Source organism: Rhizocola hellebori (genome assembly GCF_016862955.1).
GTDB lineage: Bacteria > Actinomycetota > Actinomycetes > Mycobacteriales > Micromonosporaceae > Rhizocola > Rhizocola hellebori.
Map to the genome: position 1 here is coordinate 49,459 of NZ_BONY01000032.1, position 15,437 is coordinate 64,895.

The 15,437-nt window shown below is 67.9% G+C and carries 16 protein-coding genes and 1 tRNA gene; 8 read left to right on the top strand and 9 right to left on the bottom strand.

The features are described 5' to 3' along the window. Window positions 1-10: 10 nt before the first annotated feature. Window positions 11-86: transfer RNA gene (locus tag Rhe02_RS25035), tRNA-His, on the bottom strand. Between the two features lie 37 nt (window positions 87-123). Beyond that, window positions 124-756: an oligoribonuclease gene (gene orn, locus Rhe02_RS25040; protein ID WP_373320691.1), complete on the bottom strand. Its 633-nt coding sequence runs from the start codon at window positions 754-756 to the stop codon at window positions 124-126. Between the two features lie 36 nt (window positions 757-792). Here orn and Rhe02_RS25045 point away from each other — a divergent pair, with 36 nt between their 5' ends. Then, window positions 793-1,935: a glycosyltransferase family 87 protein gene (locus tag Rhe02_RS25045; protein WP_203910789.1), complete on the top strand. Its 1,143-nt coding sequence runs from the start codon at window positions 793-795 to the stop codon at window positions 1,933-1,935. Between the two features lie 473 nt (window positions 1,936-2,408). On the opposite strand, the gene Rhe02_RS50590 is transcribed toward Rhe02_RS25045, so the two are convergent. The 4 genes from Rhe02_RS50590 to Rhe02_RS25065 all read right to left on the bottom strand — a co-directional run bounded on the left by Rhe02_RS50590 (window position 2,409) and on the right by Rhe02_RS25065 (window position 6,507). Next, complete coding sequence (locus Rhe02_RS50590) at window positions 2,409-3,587, bottom strand: hypothetical protein (RefSeq protein WP_203910790.1); 1,179 nt, start codon at window positions 3,585-3,587, stop codon at window positions 2,409-2,411. Between the two features lie 92 nt (window positions 3,588-3,679). Further along, window positions 3,680-4,291 (bottom strand): YcnI family copper-binding membrane protein, encoded by a 612-nt coding sequence (locus Rhe02_RS25055; RefSeq protein WP_203910791.1) that lies wholly within the window; start codon window positions 4,289-4,291, stop codon window positions 3,680-3,682. Window positions 4,292-4,300: 9 nt separating this feature from the next. Beyond that, complete coding sequence (locus Rhe02_RS25060; RefSeq protein WP_203910792.1) at window positions 4,301-5,917, bottom strand: copper resistance CopC/CopD family protein; 1,617 nt, start codon at window positions 5,915-5,917, stop codon at window positions 4,301-4,303. Beyond that, entirely contained in the window at window positions 5,914-6,507 is a 594-nt protein-coding gene (locus Rhe02_RS25065; RefSeq protein WP_203910793.1) for a zf-HC2 domain-containing protein, read from the bottom strand. The genes Rhe02_RS25060 and Rhe02_RS25065 overlap by 4 nt, the downstream gene beginning before the upstream one ends. A gap of 86 nt (window positions 6,508-6,593) precedes the next feature. Here Rhe02_RS25065 and Rhe02_RS25070 point away from each other — a divergent pair, with 86 nt between their 5' ends. From Rhe02_RS25070 to Rhe02_RS25085, 4 genes are read left to right on the top strand one after another with little or no spacing between them, the layout of a single operon-like run. Beyond that, window positions 6,594-7,139 (top strand): sigma-70 family RNA polymerase sigma factor, encoded by a 546-nt coding sequence (locus Rhe02_RS25070; RefSeq protein WP_203910794.1) that lies wholly within the window; start codon window positions 6,594-6,596, stop codon window positions 7,137-7,139. Window positions 7,140-7,175: 36 nt separating this feature from the next. Next, window positions 7,176-7,682: a MauE/DoxX family redox-associated membrane protein gene (locus Rhe02_RS25075; RefSeq protein ID WP_203910795.1), complete on the top strand. Its 507-nt coding sequence runs from the start codon at window positions 7,176-7,178 to the stop codon at window positions 7,680-7,682. After that, window positions 7,675-8,415: a DsbA family protein gene (locus tag Rhe02_RS25080; RefSeq protein ID WP_239124035.1), complete on the top strand. Its 741-nt coding sequence runs from the start codon at window positions 7,675-7,677 to the stop codon at window positions 8,413-8,415. The genes Rhe02_RS25075 and Rhe02_RS25080 overlap by 8 nt, the downstream gene beginning before the upstream one ends. An 11-nt stretch (window positions 8,416-8,426) precedes the next feature. Continuing rightward, entirely contained in the window at window positions 8,427-9,554 is a 1,128-nt protein-coding gene (locus Rhe02_RS25085; protein ID WP_203910796.1) for a hypothetical protein, read from the top strand. Window positions 9,555-9,746: 192 nt separating this feature from the next. Here the strand turns inward: Rhe02_RS25085 and Rhe02_RS25090 are convergent, their stop codons facing one another. Both Rhe02_RS25090 and Rhe02_RS25095 read right to left on the bottom strand, forming a co-directional pair. Next, the gene (locus Rhe02_RS25090) at window positions 9,747-10,760 is read right to left on the bottom strand and encodes a zinc-dependent alcohol dehydrogenase (protein WP_203910797.1); all 1,014 of its coding nucleotides are present in this window, start codon (window positions 10,758-10,760) and stop codon (window positions 9,747-9,749) included. Continuing rightward, the gene (locus Rhe02_RS25095; RefSeq protein ID WP_239124036.1) at window positions 10,760-11,548 is read right to left on the bottom strand and encodes an IclR family transcriptional regulator; all 789 of its coding nucleotides are present in this window, start codon (window positions 11,546-11,548) and stop codon (window positions 10,760-10,762) included. Before Rhe02_RS25095 ends, Rhe02_RS25090 begins: the two co-directional genes overlap by 1 nt. 48 nt (window positions 11,549-11,596) lie before the next feature. On the opposite strand from Rhe02_RS25095, the gene Rhe02_RS25100 reads away from it, so the two are divergent. Genes Rhe02_RS25100 through Rhe02_RS25110 form a run of 3 tightly spaced genes read left to right on the top strand, consistent with a single transcriptional unit; the run spans window position 11,597 to window position 14,988 of the window. Continuing rightward, entirely contained in the window at window positions 11,597-13,312 is a 1,716-nt protein-coding gene (locus Rhe02_RS25100) for an IlvD/Edd family dehydratase (protein ID WP_203910798.1), read from the top strand. A 51-nt stretch (window positions 13,313-13,363) separates the two neighbouring features. Continuing rightward, entirely contained in the window at window positions 13,364-13,873 is a 510-nt protein-coding gene (locus tag Rhe02_RS25105) for a SigE family RNA polymerase sigma factor (protein WP_203910799.1), read from the top strand. Next, window positions 13,870-14,988 (top strand): hypothetical protein, encoded by a 1,119-nt coding sequence (locus tag Rhe02_RS25110; RefSeq protein WP_203910800.1) that lies wholly within the window; start codon window positions 13,870-13,872, stop codon window positions 14,986-14,988. The genes Rhe02_RS25105 and Rhe02_RS25110 overlap by 4 nt, the downstream gene beginning before the upstream one ends. Here the strand turns inward: Rhe02_RS25110 and Rhe02_RS25115 are convergent. Further along, window positions 14,985-15,365: an ATP-binding protein gene (locus tag Rhe02_RS25115; RefSeq protein ID WP_203910801.1), complete on the bottom strand. Its 381-nt coding sequence runs from the start codon at window positions 15,363-15,365 to the stop codon at window positions 14,985-14,987. The genes Rhe02_RS25110 and Rhe02_RS25115 overlap by 4 nt on opposite strands. Between the last annotated feature and the right edge of the window lie 72 nt (window positions 15,366-15,437).

Genomic DNA, 15,437 nt, shown 5'->3' on the forward strand with positions numbered 1-15,437 from the left:
GTCTGGGATTTGGGGTGATCGACGGGACTCGAACCCGCGACATCCCGGACCACAACCGGGTGCTCTACCAGCTGAGCTACGACCACCATGCACTTGCGCGCCCGCCAATGATAGCCACACCTTCTAGGTAGCTGTCGAGCGGGTAACCTCCGCTGCGATTCGCTTGGCTTCCTCGACATCCGGTCCGGGGAGCGGCACGAAGATCGTCTCGCGGTAATAGCGCAGCTCGCGGATGCTCTCCCGGATGTCGGCCAGGGCCCGGTGGGCGAGACCCTTCTCGGGCTGCCCGAAATACACCCGCGGGTACCAGCGACGGCACAGCTCCTTCACCGACGAAACGTCGATCATCCGATAGTGCAGGTGCGCGTCGAGCCGTGGCATGTCCCGAATGATGAAGCCGCGATCGGTGGCGATCGAGTTGCCGCACAGCGGCGCCGTCCGCGCCTCGGGGACGTAGCGGGTCACGTAGTCGAGAACCCTGTCCTCGGCTTCGGCCACGGTGACCGTGGATTTGCGGACCTCCTCGGTGAGCCCCGACTTCTCGTGCATCAGGCGCACGATGTCCACCATGCCCGCCAGCGCCGCCTCCTCGGCGTGGATCACGATGTCGACCCCGTCGCCCAGCACGTTGAGGTCAGGGTCGGTGACCAGGGCGGCTACCTCTATCAATGAGTCCCGTGCGGACAAACCCGTCATCTCACAGTCGATCCACACGAGTCGATCGGAGCCAATACTTCGAAGATCTGCCACCGCCACAGCCTACGACCTGGGGGCTGCATTAGGGTTTCGGCCATGCAGCGCAAGACCCGCTACGCCCTCTTTGCTCTCGTCGTCGCGGCCTCGGGCTGGGTGTTCTACTCGCTGTACAACACCGGTCATCACTTCTTCGACCTCAAGATCTACATGCGAGCGCTCGATTGGTGGACCTCGGGTCACGACCTCTACGACTATTCACAGCCCGACTTCCTGCAGAAGTATCTCTATTTCACTTACCCGCCCTTTGCCGCGCTGCTCCTGCTTCCGTTCTCGCTTCTGCCCCTCGGCCTGGTCGAAGTGCTCCTCACGATCGGCACCGTCGCGGCCACCATCGTCACCACGATCTGGATCTTCCGGGCGCTCAAACTCGACTTCAAATGGGTCATCTTCGCGATCCCGCTGATCCTCATCACCGAGCCGATGCGTGAGACCATCCCGCTTGGCCAGATCAACATGCTGCTGGTCCTGCTGGTCTTGATGGATCTGCTGGTCTTGCGCCCACGCGGGAGCCGGTGGATGGGCGTCGGGATCGGACTGGCCACGGCCATCAAGCTGCTGCCCGGGATCTTCATCCTGTATCTGCTGCTCACCCGCCAATGGCGCGCCGCGATCACCTCCATGGTCACCGCCGTCGCCGCCACTGTGATCACCGCCGTGGTCGCGCCCCGGGCCTCCTGGGACTTCTGGACCGCAGCTCTCTGGGACACGACCCGCGTCGGACGCACCGACATCACCGGCAACCAGTCACTGCTCGGCCTGCTACACCGCCTGGTCGCTCCGGCCGAACCCAATCGGGTGATTTGGGTGGCTCTGGCGCTAGCCGTCCTCGCCTTTGGACTCTGGCGCGCCGTCATCGCTCACCGCAACGGCAACGAGGTGGCCGCACTCGCCATCACCGGCCTGGTCGGCAGCCTGATCAGCCCCATCACCTGGCCACATCACCTCTACTGGTTCGTCCCCGCCCTGCTCGCTGCGCTCGCCGCCCGCGCCTGGCTGCTAGCCATCGCGGGCTACGCGGTCACCGTCTACGGCGTGGTCAGCGTCCACGACTACGGCGTCGCCGCCCAGCCCACCGACTCCGTCAAAGAGTTTCTGGCGCGCAACGCTTTTACCCTGCTCAGTCTTGCATTGATCGCTTTCGTGCCGATTCGCCATTATCCCACCACCCAACCTGATTAGACAGACTTGTCCGATCTGACATATTTATCTAATCTGGAGCAAGCCGCACGTCGTCCCCCGACGTAGGTGTGGAGACACCGTTCCCCCGGTGAGAGTGGCCTGTCGCGCGCGCGGCAGGCCACTCGCCGCTGAAATCTCATTTCTTGGCGTCGGCACGTAGTGGTCACTCGCACCTCCACTTCTGCCTCACTGCCCTAACGCAGAGATGCAGGTGCCACGGGAGCAGTAGGCAGAGGCGGCAGCAGCGCGGCGGGCAGCGGCGGAAGCGGCGATGTGCGCGGCACCTCCATCTCTGCGCCGCCTGTCTGGTGCAGAGATGGACATACCCGCTAAGAGTGGTCGTGCGCGGCGGGGCTTGGGGATGATCTAGCGGCTGCGGATCGACGGCGCGGCCGCCGGGGGTGAGTAGGCACGGAGGTGGCGTTGCCGCCGGGAGATACGGCGAGCGACCACGACGCAGCGGCGCAATGGGGTTATTGGGGTTTGGCGAAATGCAGCTGCATCCCTTCGGTGGGCATGGGGTTTTCAGCGTCGATGGTGGGGAGCTCTTGCGTGGGGATTTCCCGGGCGGACTCGGTCGTGGTTGGAGGTTCCGCAGGGGGCCAGGTCAGCTCGGGCTGGAAGGGCGGGGAGGGCTGGAAGGTGAATTGGGTCGGGAGCGAGGGTGGGGCGTCGGGGCTGATGGGGGTGGCGGTGTAGGCGGAAGGGGCGGGCGCGCCGCCGGCTACCGGGATACCTGCGGCGGAGGTGGGGGCAGGAATCGGGGTGATGGGCAGGTCGGAGGCGGGAAGAGCGGGACGGCGGAAGAGATGTGGGAGGGAGCGGGGGGCGGGCAGGGTGAAGCCGGCGCTGGCGGTGGGGGCGTCTACGACGTAGACGATTTCTCGGGGGCGCTGGGGCCAGGCCAGGGCGGCCAGGCCGAGGAGCAGCAGGACCGGGCCGAGGATGAGCAAGCCCCAGGTGGTGGAATTGAGCCAGCCGGCGGTGAGGGCCACGCTCAGGCGGATCGGGGCATCGCCGGGTGGGGCGACCACGATCAGGGCCAGATGGCGGTCGCGGTCGGTAGTGGGGGTCCAGCGCAGTTCGCCGGTGGCTGCGCGGAGCCAGAACTGCTGCGCTGAAGGTGGGGCAAGCTGGCCGCCGGTGGCGGCGGGCTGATCGCCAGAGGCGGCGGGCTGGTCGCCGGTGTTGGCGGTGGGCTGGTCGCTGGGGGCGGTGGGCTGGTCGCCGGTGTTGGCGGTGGGCTGATCGCTGGGGGCGGTGGGTTGTTGGCTGGGGGCGGCGATGGCGCGGGTCTGGATTGCCAGCGGGCCGCGGCCGAGGCTGACTCCGGAGATCTCGGTGTAGTTGACGCCGGTGAGGTAGGCGGCGAGATCGGCGGGGGTGGCCATGCCGACAAAGGAGCCGCTGTCGGCTGTGAGGCGAAGCTCGGTCTGGTCGGCGCGGGCGAAAGGTGCGTCGCGGCGGAGGACGGCGTCGACGTCGGGGACGACCACCACCCGGTTTTCGGCGGAGAGGGGGGCGAGGTCTGCTTTGAAGGCACCGTCGGGGCTGCGATGCTGCATCGTCCACCAGCCCACGGCGCCGGCCACCAGAACCGGCGTGGCGAGTAGCAACGTCAGAATCCCAAGAACCACCCGCAAAACGCGCATGCCCCGCCCTTCCCACCAAGACGTGTCCAACCAGGACAACGCAGCCCCCACACCCAGGATGCGGGTGTGAGGGCTGAAAGGCGTTGGCGTATTTAAGACCGGCGGGACCGGACAAGTGCAAGCCCGGCAAGGATCAGAGCGACAATGCCCACGCCGAGCCCCGCCCAGGCGAGCCCGTTGTTGGTGCCGGTGTTGTTGTCCGCCAAGGGAACCGATGATGGGCTGGCGGCGGGAACAAGGTTGAGGGCGGGAGCGGGATGTTCCGCACCCTCCTTGGGCGGGTCGATCCAGCGCACCACGGTGCCATCGGAATATGTCTGCAACGCCTTGAACAACACCTGATCCACGCCGGTCGGCATGGGGCCGGCCGAGATCGCGAACTCCTGGAACTCGCCCGGTTTGATGGCGGCGCCCGCGGACGCCGTCCAGGTGATGACCGAGACCTTGTCGCCGTTCTTGGTCACCGCGATGGTCCAGCCCGGTACCGGTTGCGTGGACACCGACTCGAGAGCCGCGTTCTCCGGCATCTGCACCTCGAGCTTGGTGGTGCTTGCCGTGTCGGACTCGGTCGGCACCCGGAAGGCGAGCCGGGCATAGCTGCCCTGCGTCGCCTGGCCGGGGTTGACCGTCACGTGCGCGGCGGCTGGCGTGGCGATCGCCAGCACGCCGATGGCGGCCAGCAGGATCGTCGCGACCTTTTTCATGATGTCCCCTTACTTGACCTGTACCGTGACGGCGACCGTGTCCTGGTCGAACTCTGTGAGGCGAAGCGTGAACCGGAACTCCCAGGCGCCCGCGGTGGGCAGCGTTATGGAACCGGTGGCGTGGTTGTCGGTGAGCTTGAGCGTCGGCACCTCGATCGGTTCCACGCCCGCCGCCGGCAGGGCCGCGGTCACCTTCCATTCCACTACCAGGACGGGTTTGCCGTCCGGGCCGTAGGCGAAGAGGTGCACCAGGTTGTTGCCGACCCGGGCCGGGTCGATCTCCACCTGAAGCTGATAGAGCGAGCTGTCAAGGGTTGCCGTGAAGTAGCCCGGTTGGGTGGGCGTCTGCGAGCTCACCTCGGCTGTGCGGGCCGGGGTGGTCTGGGTCAGCACCGCGGTCACGCCGAGCACCATGGCCGCGATGACCAGCTCCACGATGACGAGCCGGCGCAGCTTGCCGGTTTCCAGCCTTGGCACGAGCTTGCGCGAGAACCAGGCCGTGAGCAGAAGCAGGCTCACCAGTCCCAGCTTGACCACGAGCCAACGGCCGTAGGTGGTTTCCAGCAACGCGGACACCGTGCCGACTTCGATCAGGGCGGCCATGACGCCGGAGAGCAGCACGACGGAGACCGCGAACCCGGCCCAGCGCGACCACACCGGCAGGATCGCTTCGGCTTCCCGCTCGTCGGCTTGGCGCAACAGGAAAAGCGCGAGCATGACCAGCCCGCCGAGCCAGAACGCCGCCCCGCCAAGGTGAAGTGCGTCGGCGGCCATCGAGACCGCCGGGACCGGTGAGGCGGCCGGATGGCCGGCGGCCGAGTACGTCAGCGCGCCCAACACCGCGAGGATGAGCGCGAGGGCCCGGTCGGTCTTGCCGGAGGTGCCGTTGAGCATGGGCCGCAGCAGGATCGCGGCCACAGCGAGCACCGCGAGCCGAACCAGCATCGCGACGCCGTACCGGCTTTCCATCACGTCGGAGACCGCCGTGCCGTCGACCGAGAAGAGCGCGTTGCCGCTCGTATAGGGGATCTGCAGATAGAGCCCGGCGACTGTGGTGAGCCCCACGATCCCAAACCCGATCCACAGCACCCGTTTGGCGGGACGCCGCTCGAGCCGGGCCGGCCACAGCAGCGCAAGCACCCACGCGGCACCCACCAGGAGCACCAGGCCGAGATAGCCCAGGTATTTGTTGAACTTGATGAGGTTGCTGACCGCCGTGTTCTCGACCTCCTGCTGCGGCAGCTCGGCCGGGGTCGCCGACTGCTGTCCGTAGGAGTAGGTGAATCCGCCCGGTACCGGGTGGGAGTCGGCCGAGATGACCCGATAGCTGACCAGATACGTGCCGCGGGCCGGGTTGTCGGCCATGCCGATGCGCAGCACCCCACCCTCGACCGTGATCTTCCCGTTGTCGGCCCGTTTGCCGTCCGGCCCGATCACCCGGATCTTCTCGTTGACCGGGGTGATGGATTCGCTGAAGGTCAGCACGACCTGCTTGGGCGCTTCCTGAACCACGGAGTTGGCCACCGGGTTGGACTTGGTGAGCACGGCGTGCGCCTGGGCGGGCGAGGCCACCCCGAGTACGAGCAGCAGTCCACTTAGGACGATGAAACCCACACGCTTGATCATGCGACGGTCACCTGGCGCGGGGCGGAAGCGCGACCGGACGACACCCGTCGCGACAACGCGAGCAGCAATCCGGCTTGGGCCAGCGCGGCCACATGCGAGATTTCGTGCGCGACCAGTGTCGCGCCGGCCGCGATGTCGAAGGCGCTGGTCAGCGTGAGGCAGCCGGCCAGCACGAACGCGACCGGGACGAAGGCGCGGGCCCGTTCCGGCCACCAGGCCGCGAGCGCGAAGCCGACCGCGAGAGCGATGTCGAAGGACGCCGCCTCCCGGCTGGTGTGCAGATCCACCCCGGCCACGAGGAGACCCGGGATGGCCAGCGCCAGCTGGACCACGGCGGAGAGCCCGAGCGCGATCTGCAGGATCCGTTTGCGTCCGGCGAAGTCGGCTTGCCTCTGCTGCGCTACCGCGGCCAGGATCGGGGCGGTCAGGTCTGGTACCCCCATCGGCTGACGAATGATCAAGGTCACCTGTTCGGCGGCGGCCTGCCAGGCTCGGCAGTCCGCGCAGCCAGCTAGATGATCATCTAGGAGGGTGGCCTGGGTCAGGCCGGTGTCCTCAGCGTCCAGGCGAGCGGACAGCGCCGTGCGCATTTCCTCACAGCTCTGCGTCATGCGCGGGTAGTCGCTCGAAGAGGGCATCCAGTTCCCACGGTGTTGAACACGTAGGCTTGCTCACCGTGAACCCGCCGCCCGCCCTCGATGCGCCCACCCGCTGGGCCATCGCCGCGCGCGACGGCGACTCCGCAGCTCAGGTGGCTTTCGTGCGAGCCACCCAGGAAGAGGTGTGGCGTTTCGTAGCGGCGTTGGTCGATGTCAACGCCGCCGATGATCTCACCCAGGAAACCTATCTGCGGGCCTTTCGCGCGCTGCCCCGGTTCGAGGCGCGGTCCAGCGTGCGCACCTGGCTGCTCGGGATCGCCCGGCGCACCTGCGCGGACCATCTGCGAGCGGTGATCCGCAAACGCCGGCTCGAAGCCCGGCTGGCCACCGAGTCGCTGACCGAGTTGCCCCACCCCGATCCGTCCGGGCAGATCAGCGCTGCGGCCCTGCTCAACCGGCTTTCCGCGGCCAGACGTGAGGCTTTCGTGCTCACCCAGCTGCTCGGGCTGAGCTATGAGCAGGCGGCCGCGACCCTCGAGGTGCCGATCGGGACGATCCGATCCCGGGTGGCCCGCGCCCGAGCCGATCTTGTTGCCGACGTCGTTACGGCCTTAGCGGCATAAATCGGGCCGCGCGTCGTCGCGTTCGAGGGGCAAGGCGTGAGTAAGTGGGATCGGGCCCAACCCTGGGTCAGTCTGCTCGTCCGGCTCGGGTTGGCCGGGATCTTCCTGGTCGCCGGAACGCTCAAGATCAGCGATCTGGAGGCGAACAGCCGCTCGGTGGTCGCCTATGAGTTGCTTCCCAACACCGTCGCGGTGACGGTCGGGCGGGTTCAGCCCTTCTTGGAGATCGCGCTCGGGCTTCTGCTCCTGATCGGCCTGGCCACCTACATCGCCGCGTGGATCAGCGCCGCGGTGCTGGTGGTCTTCATCGCAGCCATCTCGTCGGCCTGGGGCCGCGGTCTCAACATCGATTGCGGGTGCTTCAGCAAGGGTGGGGTTTTGGCTGAAGGCGAGACTCCGAACTATCTGCCCAGCATTGCGTGGGATGTCCTTTATCTTGCTATGGCGATCTTTTTGATTGTGTACCCGATCAGCCGGTTCTCCCTCGACGGCTGGATCAATAGTCCGTCCATTGTGGATAGTGAGGGAAACGACAATGAATAAACGGGATCGGGACAAGACGTCTGCCGCCCGGATGGTTCGCGAGCAGCTTGCCGCCGAGAAGCGCCGCAAACGGATGATCTGGACCACAGTCTTCGTCGTCTTCGGCGTGGCCATAGTCGGGATGGTCGCCTGGATGCTGCTGCTCAGCCACGAGGCGAGCGAGGTGCACACCCCGGCCAACGCCAACGCCGAAGGCAACGCGATCGTCACCGGCTCGGGGCCGGTCGTGGTCGAGGACTACATCGACTTCATCTGCCCGCACTGCAAGACTTTTCACGATGAGACCAATGCGGCCATCAAACAGCTGGTCGCCGAAAACAAGATCACTTTGGTGCAGCATCCGGTGGCTTACCTGGACCGGTTCTCCAGCAACAAGTACTCCACCCGCGCCTCCGCCGCGTCGGCCTGCGCGGCGGACGGGGGCAAGTTCAACGAGTACGTCGACGTGCTCTTCGCCAACCAGCCCGCCGAGGGCGGCGACGGCCCCACCGACGCCCAGCTCATCGAGTTCGGCAAGGGCATCGGGCTCGGCGACGACTTCGAAGCGTGCGTCAAGAGCAAGCGATACGTCAGCTGGGCCGGCAAGGTCAGCGACGACGCCACTAAGGCGGGTGTGACCGGTACCCCCACGGTGTTCGTCAATGGCAAGAAGATTCAGGGCGGTTCGGCCGCCATCCTCGCCGCTGTGGCCGCGGCATCCGGCGGACCGGTGCCGACGCCGTCTGCGAGTTAGCATCAGCACTCATGCTGACGCGAAAGGTGGGTGCCACGCTGGCCGTGGCACTCACCCTGATCCTCTCCACCGCCTCCCCGGCCTTCGCCCATGGCGCAGACGCACCCGACGCGACCAACTACCGCAGCGCCATCACCAGCACCCCCGCGCTCGACGGGCTGGAAATCCGCACCATCGAGGCGGGCGCACGGCTTCAGCTGACCAACCGGACAGGGCGCAACATCGAGGTTCTCGGCTATCAGGGTGAGCCCTATCTCGAGATCCGGCCCGACGGTGTCTATGAGAACTTCCACTCCCCCGCCACGTACCTGAACATCACCATCGCGCACGTGGACCCGCCGGCCCACGCCGACCCGACCGTTCCGCCGGTCTGGAACAAGGTCTCCGACGAGCCGATGTACCGCTGGCACGACCAGCGCGCCCTGTGGACCTCACCGCAGCAGCCCGATGTCGTCCGGGCCGACCCCGGCCGGGAGCACCACCTGCGGGACTGGACCGTCCCGATGCGGGTGGACGCCACACCTCTTCAGCTCAAGGGAACCCTCGACTGGGTACCGCCGGGGGCCTCCTGGCTGTGGTGGCTCGCCGCCATCGGCGGTGGCGCGCTGCTGGCTCTGCTCGGCCTCACCGCCCGCCCCCGCGTCCCGCTGGCTCTGCTCGCCATCGCCGCTGGCGCGGTCGGCCTGGTCTACGCGGTCGGCCGGGAGCTCGACGCCGGGTATTCGTCGGCGCTGCCCATCCTCGGCCAGCTCTTCACCGCCCAGCTCTGGAACACGGTCACCTCGCTGGTCGCTATCGCGGCCGGCATCTATGCGCTGACCAAACCCAAGGGCGACGGCGATTTCGCGCTGGCCCTCGGCGGTGCGGCGGTGGGCCTGTTCGCCGGAATGACCAACGCGGCGGTCTTCCACCGTTCGATCACCCCGCTGCCCTGGGGCACCACCACCGCCCGGCTTCTGGTGGCCGCGGTAATAGCGCTCGGCGCCGGAGTGGCCGTGGCCGCGATGCTCCGCCTGCGCGGCACCGCCCCACCCCCATCAGAGCCCGCCGTCCTCACGGCCCTACCGCCAGCAGAGCCCGCCGTCCCCACCGCAGCCGAACCCCCGGCCGCATCCGCCCCGCCAGCCCCGCCCGCGTAGCCCGCGGCGCTGGCACAGCGGCGCGGGACCCCCGCCGCATCCGCCCTCGCCCGCGTAGCCCCCGGGCCGGCTCAGCGGCGTGGAACCCCCGGCCGCATCGGCCCCGTCAGCCCCGCCCGTGTTGCCCCCGGGCTGGCTAGCGGCGTGGGGACCCGCCGCTTCGGCCCCACCCGCATAGCCCCCGGCGCCGGCTCAGCGGCGGGGATCGATGTGGAGTTTCGGGGCGTGGCCCCACTGCGCCCGTCGGCGACCGGCGAGGACCTCGGCGACGTCGTCGAGGCCGACGGTGGCGGCTATGAGTGGATGCGGGTCTACCACGCCTGAGGCGTAGAGGTCGACGGCGCCGGCCAGGCCGCCCGATCCGCTGAGCACGCCCACGACGGTGACGTCCTTCAGCGCGATGGCGCGGGTATCGATCGTGCTCGGCTCACCGGACAGTCCAATGTAGACAACTCGGCGGCCGGGCTCGACCAGATCGAGCGCGAGCGCGGGCAGGGCGGGCGCGTTGGAGGCGTCGATGACCGCGTCCCAGCGCAGCGCGGGCAGGGTGTCGGCCGTCCACGTGTTCGGAAAGCCAAGGCCACGCGCGAAATCGAGGGCTGGACCGGGCAGACCGAGCAGATGGACTTCGGCGCCCTGCGCCCTGGCGAACTGGGCGGCCAGCAAACCGATGGTGCCCGGACCGAGCACCAGCAGCCGGTCACCGGCCGCGAGCGCAGCGGCGCGGACTGCCCGCAGAGCATTGCCGCCCGGCTCGACGAGCGCGCCCAGGGTGGCGTCGACGTTGTCCGGCAAGGTTTGCAGAGCACGAGCCGGGACGAGGAGCCGCTCGGCGAGCGCGCCGGGCCACCCGTTGCGGATGCCTGTCTCGAACCGGTCGGCACACAGATGCTGCCGGCCCGCGGCGCATCGCGGGCAATGGCCGCAGCCGAGCATGGTGTCGCCGGTGACCCGCTTTCCCAGCCACGCCGGATCGGCTCCGGCCCCCACCGAAGAGACGACACCGCACCACTCATGACCTATCCGGATCGGGTAAGCCGCTTGGCCCGTATGGAGATAGACCATCTCACCGGAGTAGAACTCCATGTCCGTGCCGCATACGCCGGCACGCTCCACATCAACGACCACTTCCCGCGCTCCCGGCACGGGCTCCTCGACCTGTTGCACCTCCGCGCGGCCCGGCCCGGTAATGACAAAGGCGCGCATCACTGGTGAACCGACCCCGCGACAGCGGCTCGGATCAGGTCAACGCCGGCGACCAGCTGGGTGAGCGGCGTGCGGTAGGCGGGCGCGGAGACGCTGACCGCTCCGGAGGGCATCGTGGGCGAGGTGAGAAAGGCCGGCACGGCAAGGCAAACGATGCCGGGCTCGTTCTCCTGATCGTCGACGCTGTAGCCGCGCTCGCGGATCGCTTGCAGCTCTTGGGCAAGCGCCCGCGCGGTGACGATGGTGTTTTCGGTGCGGCGCTCCAGCTCGCGTTCTCCTAGCCACCGGGCGACCGCGGCTTCGTCGGGCAGCAGATAGCTGAGCAACAGCTTGCCGACCGCGGTGCTGTGGGTGGGGTTGCGCCCGCCGATGGTGGAGGTCAGCCGCACCGCGCCGGTGGACGGATCCACCTTCGAGCGGTAGACAACGGTCGCGGCGTCGAGGACCGCATAGTGGGCGGACTCCCCGAAATGGTCTGCCAGCATGCGAAGGGCGGGCTGGACGCGGACATGGTCGGGTCGCGCTTCGTGATGGGCGAAGGCGAGCCGGAGGAACTCGTCGCCCAGCACATATCTTCCGCGGCCGTCGAGCGCGGCGAATCCGGCGCGGCGCAACGCGGCCAGCGCGCGGTGGGCGGTCGGCTTGGGGCTGTTGACGGCTCGGGCCAGCTCATCGAGGCCCACACCGTCGGAATGGCGCGCAAGCTCGGCGAGAACGGCCAGCACCCGGTCTGCGCCGACCAGGCTTTTGGCCTGTTCCCCGATCGTCTCGCTTGGAGTATCGTCCACGGTGTTTCGGATAGTAGACCCTCTTTCAAACTATTGGAAGAAGTGCCGATGACCGAGCTGCGCAGCGACGCCTGGTACGCCACTGGCGGCCGCAACGCCTACATCCATCGCGCCTGGATGCGCCGGGGCCTGCCCGACTCCGCTTTCCAGGGCCGGCCACAGATCGCGATCGCCAACACCGCCTCCGATCTGGCCCCGTGCAACAGCCACCTCAACGAGGTCGCCGAGCACGTCAAGCGCGGCGTTTGGGAGGCGGGCGGCGTCCCGCACAACCTGCCGGTGGTGTCCATCGGCGAGACCCAGGTGCGGCCGACCGCGATGCTGTGGCGCAACATGGCCGCGATGGCCATCGAGGAAATGTTGCGCGCCAACCCGATTGACGCGGTCGTCCTGCTCGGTGGCTGCGACAAGACCATCCCCTCGCTGCTGATGGCGGCCGCCTCGGTCGACCTGCCCGCACTGGTGGTGCCCGGTGGTCCCATGCTGACGGGCACCTTCCGGGGCGCGCCCTTGGGTTGCGGCACCGATGTTTGGCGGCTGTCCGAAGAGGTTCGGGCGGGAAGCCTGCCGGAGCAAGCGTTTCTGCAGTCCGATTCCTCGATGATCCGCAGCCGGGGTCACTGCAACACCATGGGCACCGCCTCCACGATGGGCCTGCTCGCCGAATCGCTTGGCATGACCTTGCCCGGAAGCTCTGGGATCCCCGCCGCGGACAGCCGGCTGCTGACCCGGGCCCACGAGGCCGGGCGAGTGATCGTCGATATGGTCGCCCGCGATCTGCGGCCGAGCCAGGTGATCACCACCGGGTCGTTCCACAACGCAATCGTGGCGCTCGCCGCGATCGGCGGCTCCACCAATGCGGTGGTGCATCTACTGGCCCTGGCCGGGCGGCTCAACGTGCCGCTGACGCTCGACGACTTCGATCGGGTCGGCGCAGACGTGCCGCTCCTGGTCGACCTGCAGCCCGCGGGCAGATTCCTCATGGAAGACCTTTACCGCGCGGGCGGGCTGGCGGCTGTGCTGCGCCAGGTTGTCGATCTGCTCGACCACGATGCGGTGACCGTGCTCGGCGCGCCATTGGTCGATTCGCTGGCCGACGCCGAGATCTGGGACAGGGAAGTGATCCGCCTTCGCGACGAGCCGCTGCAGCCGAAGGCGGGCATCGCGGTGCTGCGTGGCAACCTGGCCCCCAACGGCGCGATCATCAAGCCGGCCGCCGCTTCTGCGCACCTGCTGCGCCACCGCGGCCGTGCCGTGGTCTTCGACTCGATCGAAGACTTCCATGCCCGCATCGACGACCCCGACCTCGAGGTGGATGCCGACTCGGTGCTGGTGCTGCGCGGGTGCGGTCCCAAGGGCTATCCCGGCATGCCCGAGGTCTCCAATATGCCGCTACCCACCAAGCTGCTCAAACAGGGCGTGCGCGATGTGGTCCGGGTCTGCGATGGACGGATGAGCGGCACCGCCTATGGCACCGTGGTGCTGCATGTCGCGCCCGAGGCCGCCGCCGGGGGTCCGCTCGACAAGGTCCAAACCGGAGACTGGATCATTCTCGATGTCGGGGCCCGCCGTCTCGACATCGATCTGCCTCAGCAGGATCTCGATGCCCGTGAGCCGTCGCAGGCGATGCGCGACCGCTTGGCCACACCGCGCCGGGGCTGGGAATGGCTTTACGTCAACACGGTGATGGGGGCCGACACCGGCGCCGATTGCGACTTCCTCATCGGCTCCAGCGGCAACCGGGTCTCGCGCGAGTCGCATTGACCCAACCTCGGTGACCGCCCGGCCGTGTACCACACGAGAACGGGAGGTCCTGTGGATCCTTATGAGGGGTTCCGCGAATTCGTGCTGGCTCGCGGGCCGGCTCTGTCGCGGGCCGCGTACCTGCTGACCGGTAACCGGACCCAGGCCGAGGAACTGGTCCAGGCGGCGCTGGTGAAGGCCGCGGTGCGCTGGCGGCGCCTCTCTACCGGGGGCAATCCGGAGGCCTACGTCCGCAAGATCATGGTGAATGACCACATCAGCTGGTGGCGCAGGTTCGCCCGGCGCGAGCTGCCCGAGACCAGCGCCCGCGAGCAGGCCGTGCACGATCAGTCCGACCGCACTGCGCAGCGGATCGACCTCGCCGCCGCGCTGGCGAAGCTCCCGGCGCGACAGCGTGCGGTCATCGTGCTGCGGTTCTACCAGGATCTGTCCGAAGCGGAAACAGCCGCAGCCATGGGTTGCGCCGTCGGTACGGTGAAAAGCCAGACCTCCGACGCCTTGGCCAAGTTGCGCCGCCTCATCCACACCGGGGCGGACGAGACCGTGGAGGTCGGGAAATGAATCTGCATGAAGAGCTGGCCCAGCTGGCCAGGTCCGCTCCCCCGGTCGCCGAGGTCGACCTGCTCATCCGCCGGGCCCGTCACACCAAGGCAAAGCGCGCCATAGCCGCGCCACTGGCCGTCGTGCTCGTGACGCTGGTGGTCTTCCTGCCGAATTGGTCATCGCAGGGCGCGCAGCCGGTTCAGCCGACCGAAACCAGGTCGTTTCTCGTCTTGCGGAACGACGGGCCGATCGCCAGCTTCCCCGCGCTGAACGCCCTTTTGGTCAGCCGCGCCCTGGCCCTGGGCTTGATCAGCCCGCACGTTTCGCTCATAGATTCCCGAACTGTCGAGCTGAGCGTGACCGGGCTGCCCGCGGAGCGGTTGCTGCGAGCCGTCGCGCAGTCGCACCGCCTTCATGTACGCAAGGTGCTGAGCCTCACCGGCGGAAAGCCTGATGGCCCACTCAGGTTCGGGCCCGCCTCGACGCTCGATGCGGTCATCGCGAAGCTGGGTGAGGCCTATCAGGTGGCACTGAACATTCAGGATCCAAGCCACCTTGACGCCGGCGACGGCGCAAAACTGGCAGTCTTCGGCGAGCTCACCCCGGCGGAGGTGGAGGTGCTTCCGGCACAGATGCAGTTCAACGTGCCCGACGTGACGTGCGCTCAGCTGTTCGCTCGGCCGACCTCTCAAGGCACTCCACTCGACCAGCGATTCACGACCTGCCAGGGCGAGACCAAGTTCCTGCTCGATGGTGCCAAGCTGACCAATGACGACGTCGCTTCCGCGCAGGGCTCCGTCGATCAGAGCATTGGCACGGGGTTCGTCGACATGCAGCTCACGCCGGCGGGCCGGGTCAAGCTGACCGAGCTGAGCACTGAGGCCTACCAAAACTCCGGTCCCACCAAGTGCGACGCCAGCGCTCAAGGCGATCAGGAAAGATGCCTGATCGGGCTCTCGCTCGGGCCTCGCCTGCTCAGCGCTCCAGAGGTGCAGGGCATCCTGAGCTCTAATCTTCCGCTTTTCGCCGGCGGCAACGTCACCCGTGAGCAGATGATCGCGCTCGCCACGGCGGTCTCGGCCAAGGACGCCGCGCTTGCCTTGACCGTGGTCGAGGTGCGCGGGGGCGCCTAACGCGACACTGACAGCCGGGCGGTGTTCCGACCCGGGCCTGCTTCGATGTGCACCTCGTCGCACAGCTCTTGAACGATGTGCAGACCGCGACCCGCGTCGGGGTCGTCGGGCGCTGCCTGTGGGCCGATCGCCGGACGCGGCAGGCGGCCATGGTCGGTCACCTCGCAGGTGATGCTCTGCTCATCGGACCAGACGCGCAGCACTCCGCCGAGGCAGGTGTGCCGCAAGGTGTTGGTGACCAGTTCATTGACAGCCAGCTTGAGCCGGGCGCTCTGGTCGGCCGTGCTGCCTGCCAGCGCTGTCTGACGATCCAGGAACCGCCGCAACTGCGCTAGATCATCTGGGCTGGCGTAGGTCATCGCTGCGGTGTGTGGCATGCCCATCCCCTCCTTTGGTGTCGGAGTCCGAGCCTCCTTCCTGTTGTGCCCAGGATCCGCGGGTCTATTCGG

Excerpts from the sequence above, each read along its gene's own strand:
- Rhe02_RS25080 (WP_239124035.1), top strand. The coding sequence starts at position 7,675 with ATGAATAAACGGGATCGGGACAAGACGTCTGCCGCCCGGATGGTTCGC.
- Rhe02_RS25110 (WP_203910800.1), top strand. The coding sequence starts at position 13,870 with ATGAATCTGCATGAAGAGCTGGCCCAGCTGGCCAGGTCCGCTCCCCCG.
- Rhe02_RS25085 (WP_203910796.1), top strand. The coding sequence starts at position 8,427 with ATGCTGACGCGAAAGGTGGGTGCCACGCTGGCCGTGGCACTCACCCTG.
- Rhe02_RS25060 (WP_203910792.1), bottom strand. The coding sequence starts at position 5,917 with ATGATCAAGCGTGTGGGTTTCATCGTCCTAAGTGGACTGCTGCTCGTA.
- Rhe02_RS25090 (WP_203910797.1), bottom strand. The coding sequence starts at position 10,760 with ATGCGCGCCTTTGTCATTACCGGGCCGGGCCGCGCGGAGGTGCAACAG.
- Rhe02_RS50590 (WP_203910790.1), bottom strand. The coding sequence starts at position 3,587 with ATGCGCGTTTTGCGGGTGGTTCTTGGGATTCTGACGTTGCTACTCGCC.
- Rhe02_RS25115 (WP_203910801.1), bottom strand. The coding sequence starts at position 15,365 with ATGCCACACACCGCAGCGATGACCTACGCCAGCCCAGATGATCTAGCG.
- Rhe02_RS25045 (WP_203910789.1), top strand. The coding sequence starts at position 793 with ATGCAGCGCAAGACCCGCTACGCCCTCTTTGCTCTCGTCGTCGCGGCC.
- Rhe02_RS25065 (WP_203910793.1), bottom strand. The coding sequence starts at position 6,507 with ATGCGCACGGCGCTGTCCGCTCGCCTGGACGCTGAGGACACCGGCCTG.
- Rhe02_RS25100 (WP_203910798.1), top strand. The coding sequence starts at position 11,597 with ATGACCGAGCTGCGCAGCGACGCCTGGTACGCCACTGGCGGCCGCAAC.
- Rhe02_RS25055 (WP_203910791.1), bottom strand. The coding sequence starts at position 4,291 with ATGAAAAAGGTCGCGACGATCCTGCTGGCCGCCATCGGCGTGCTGGCG.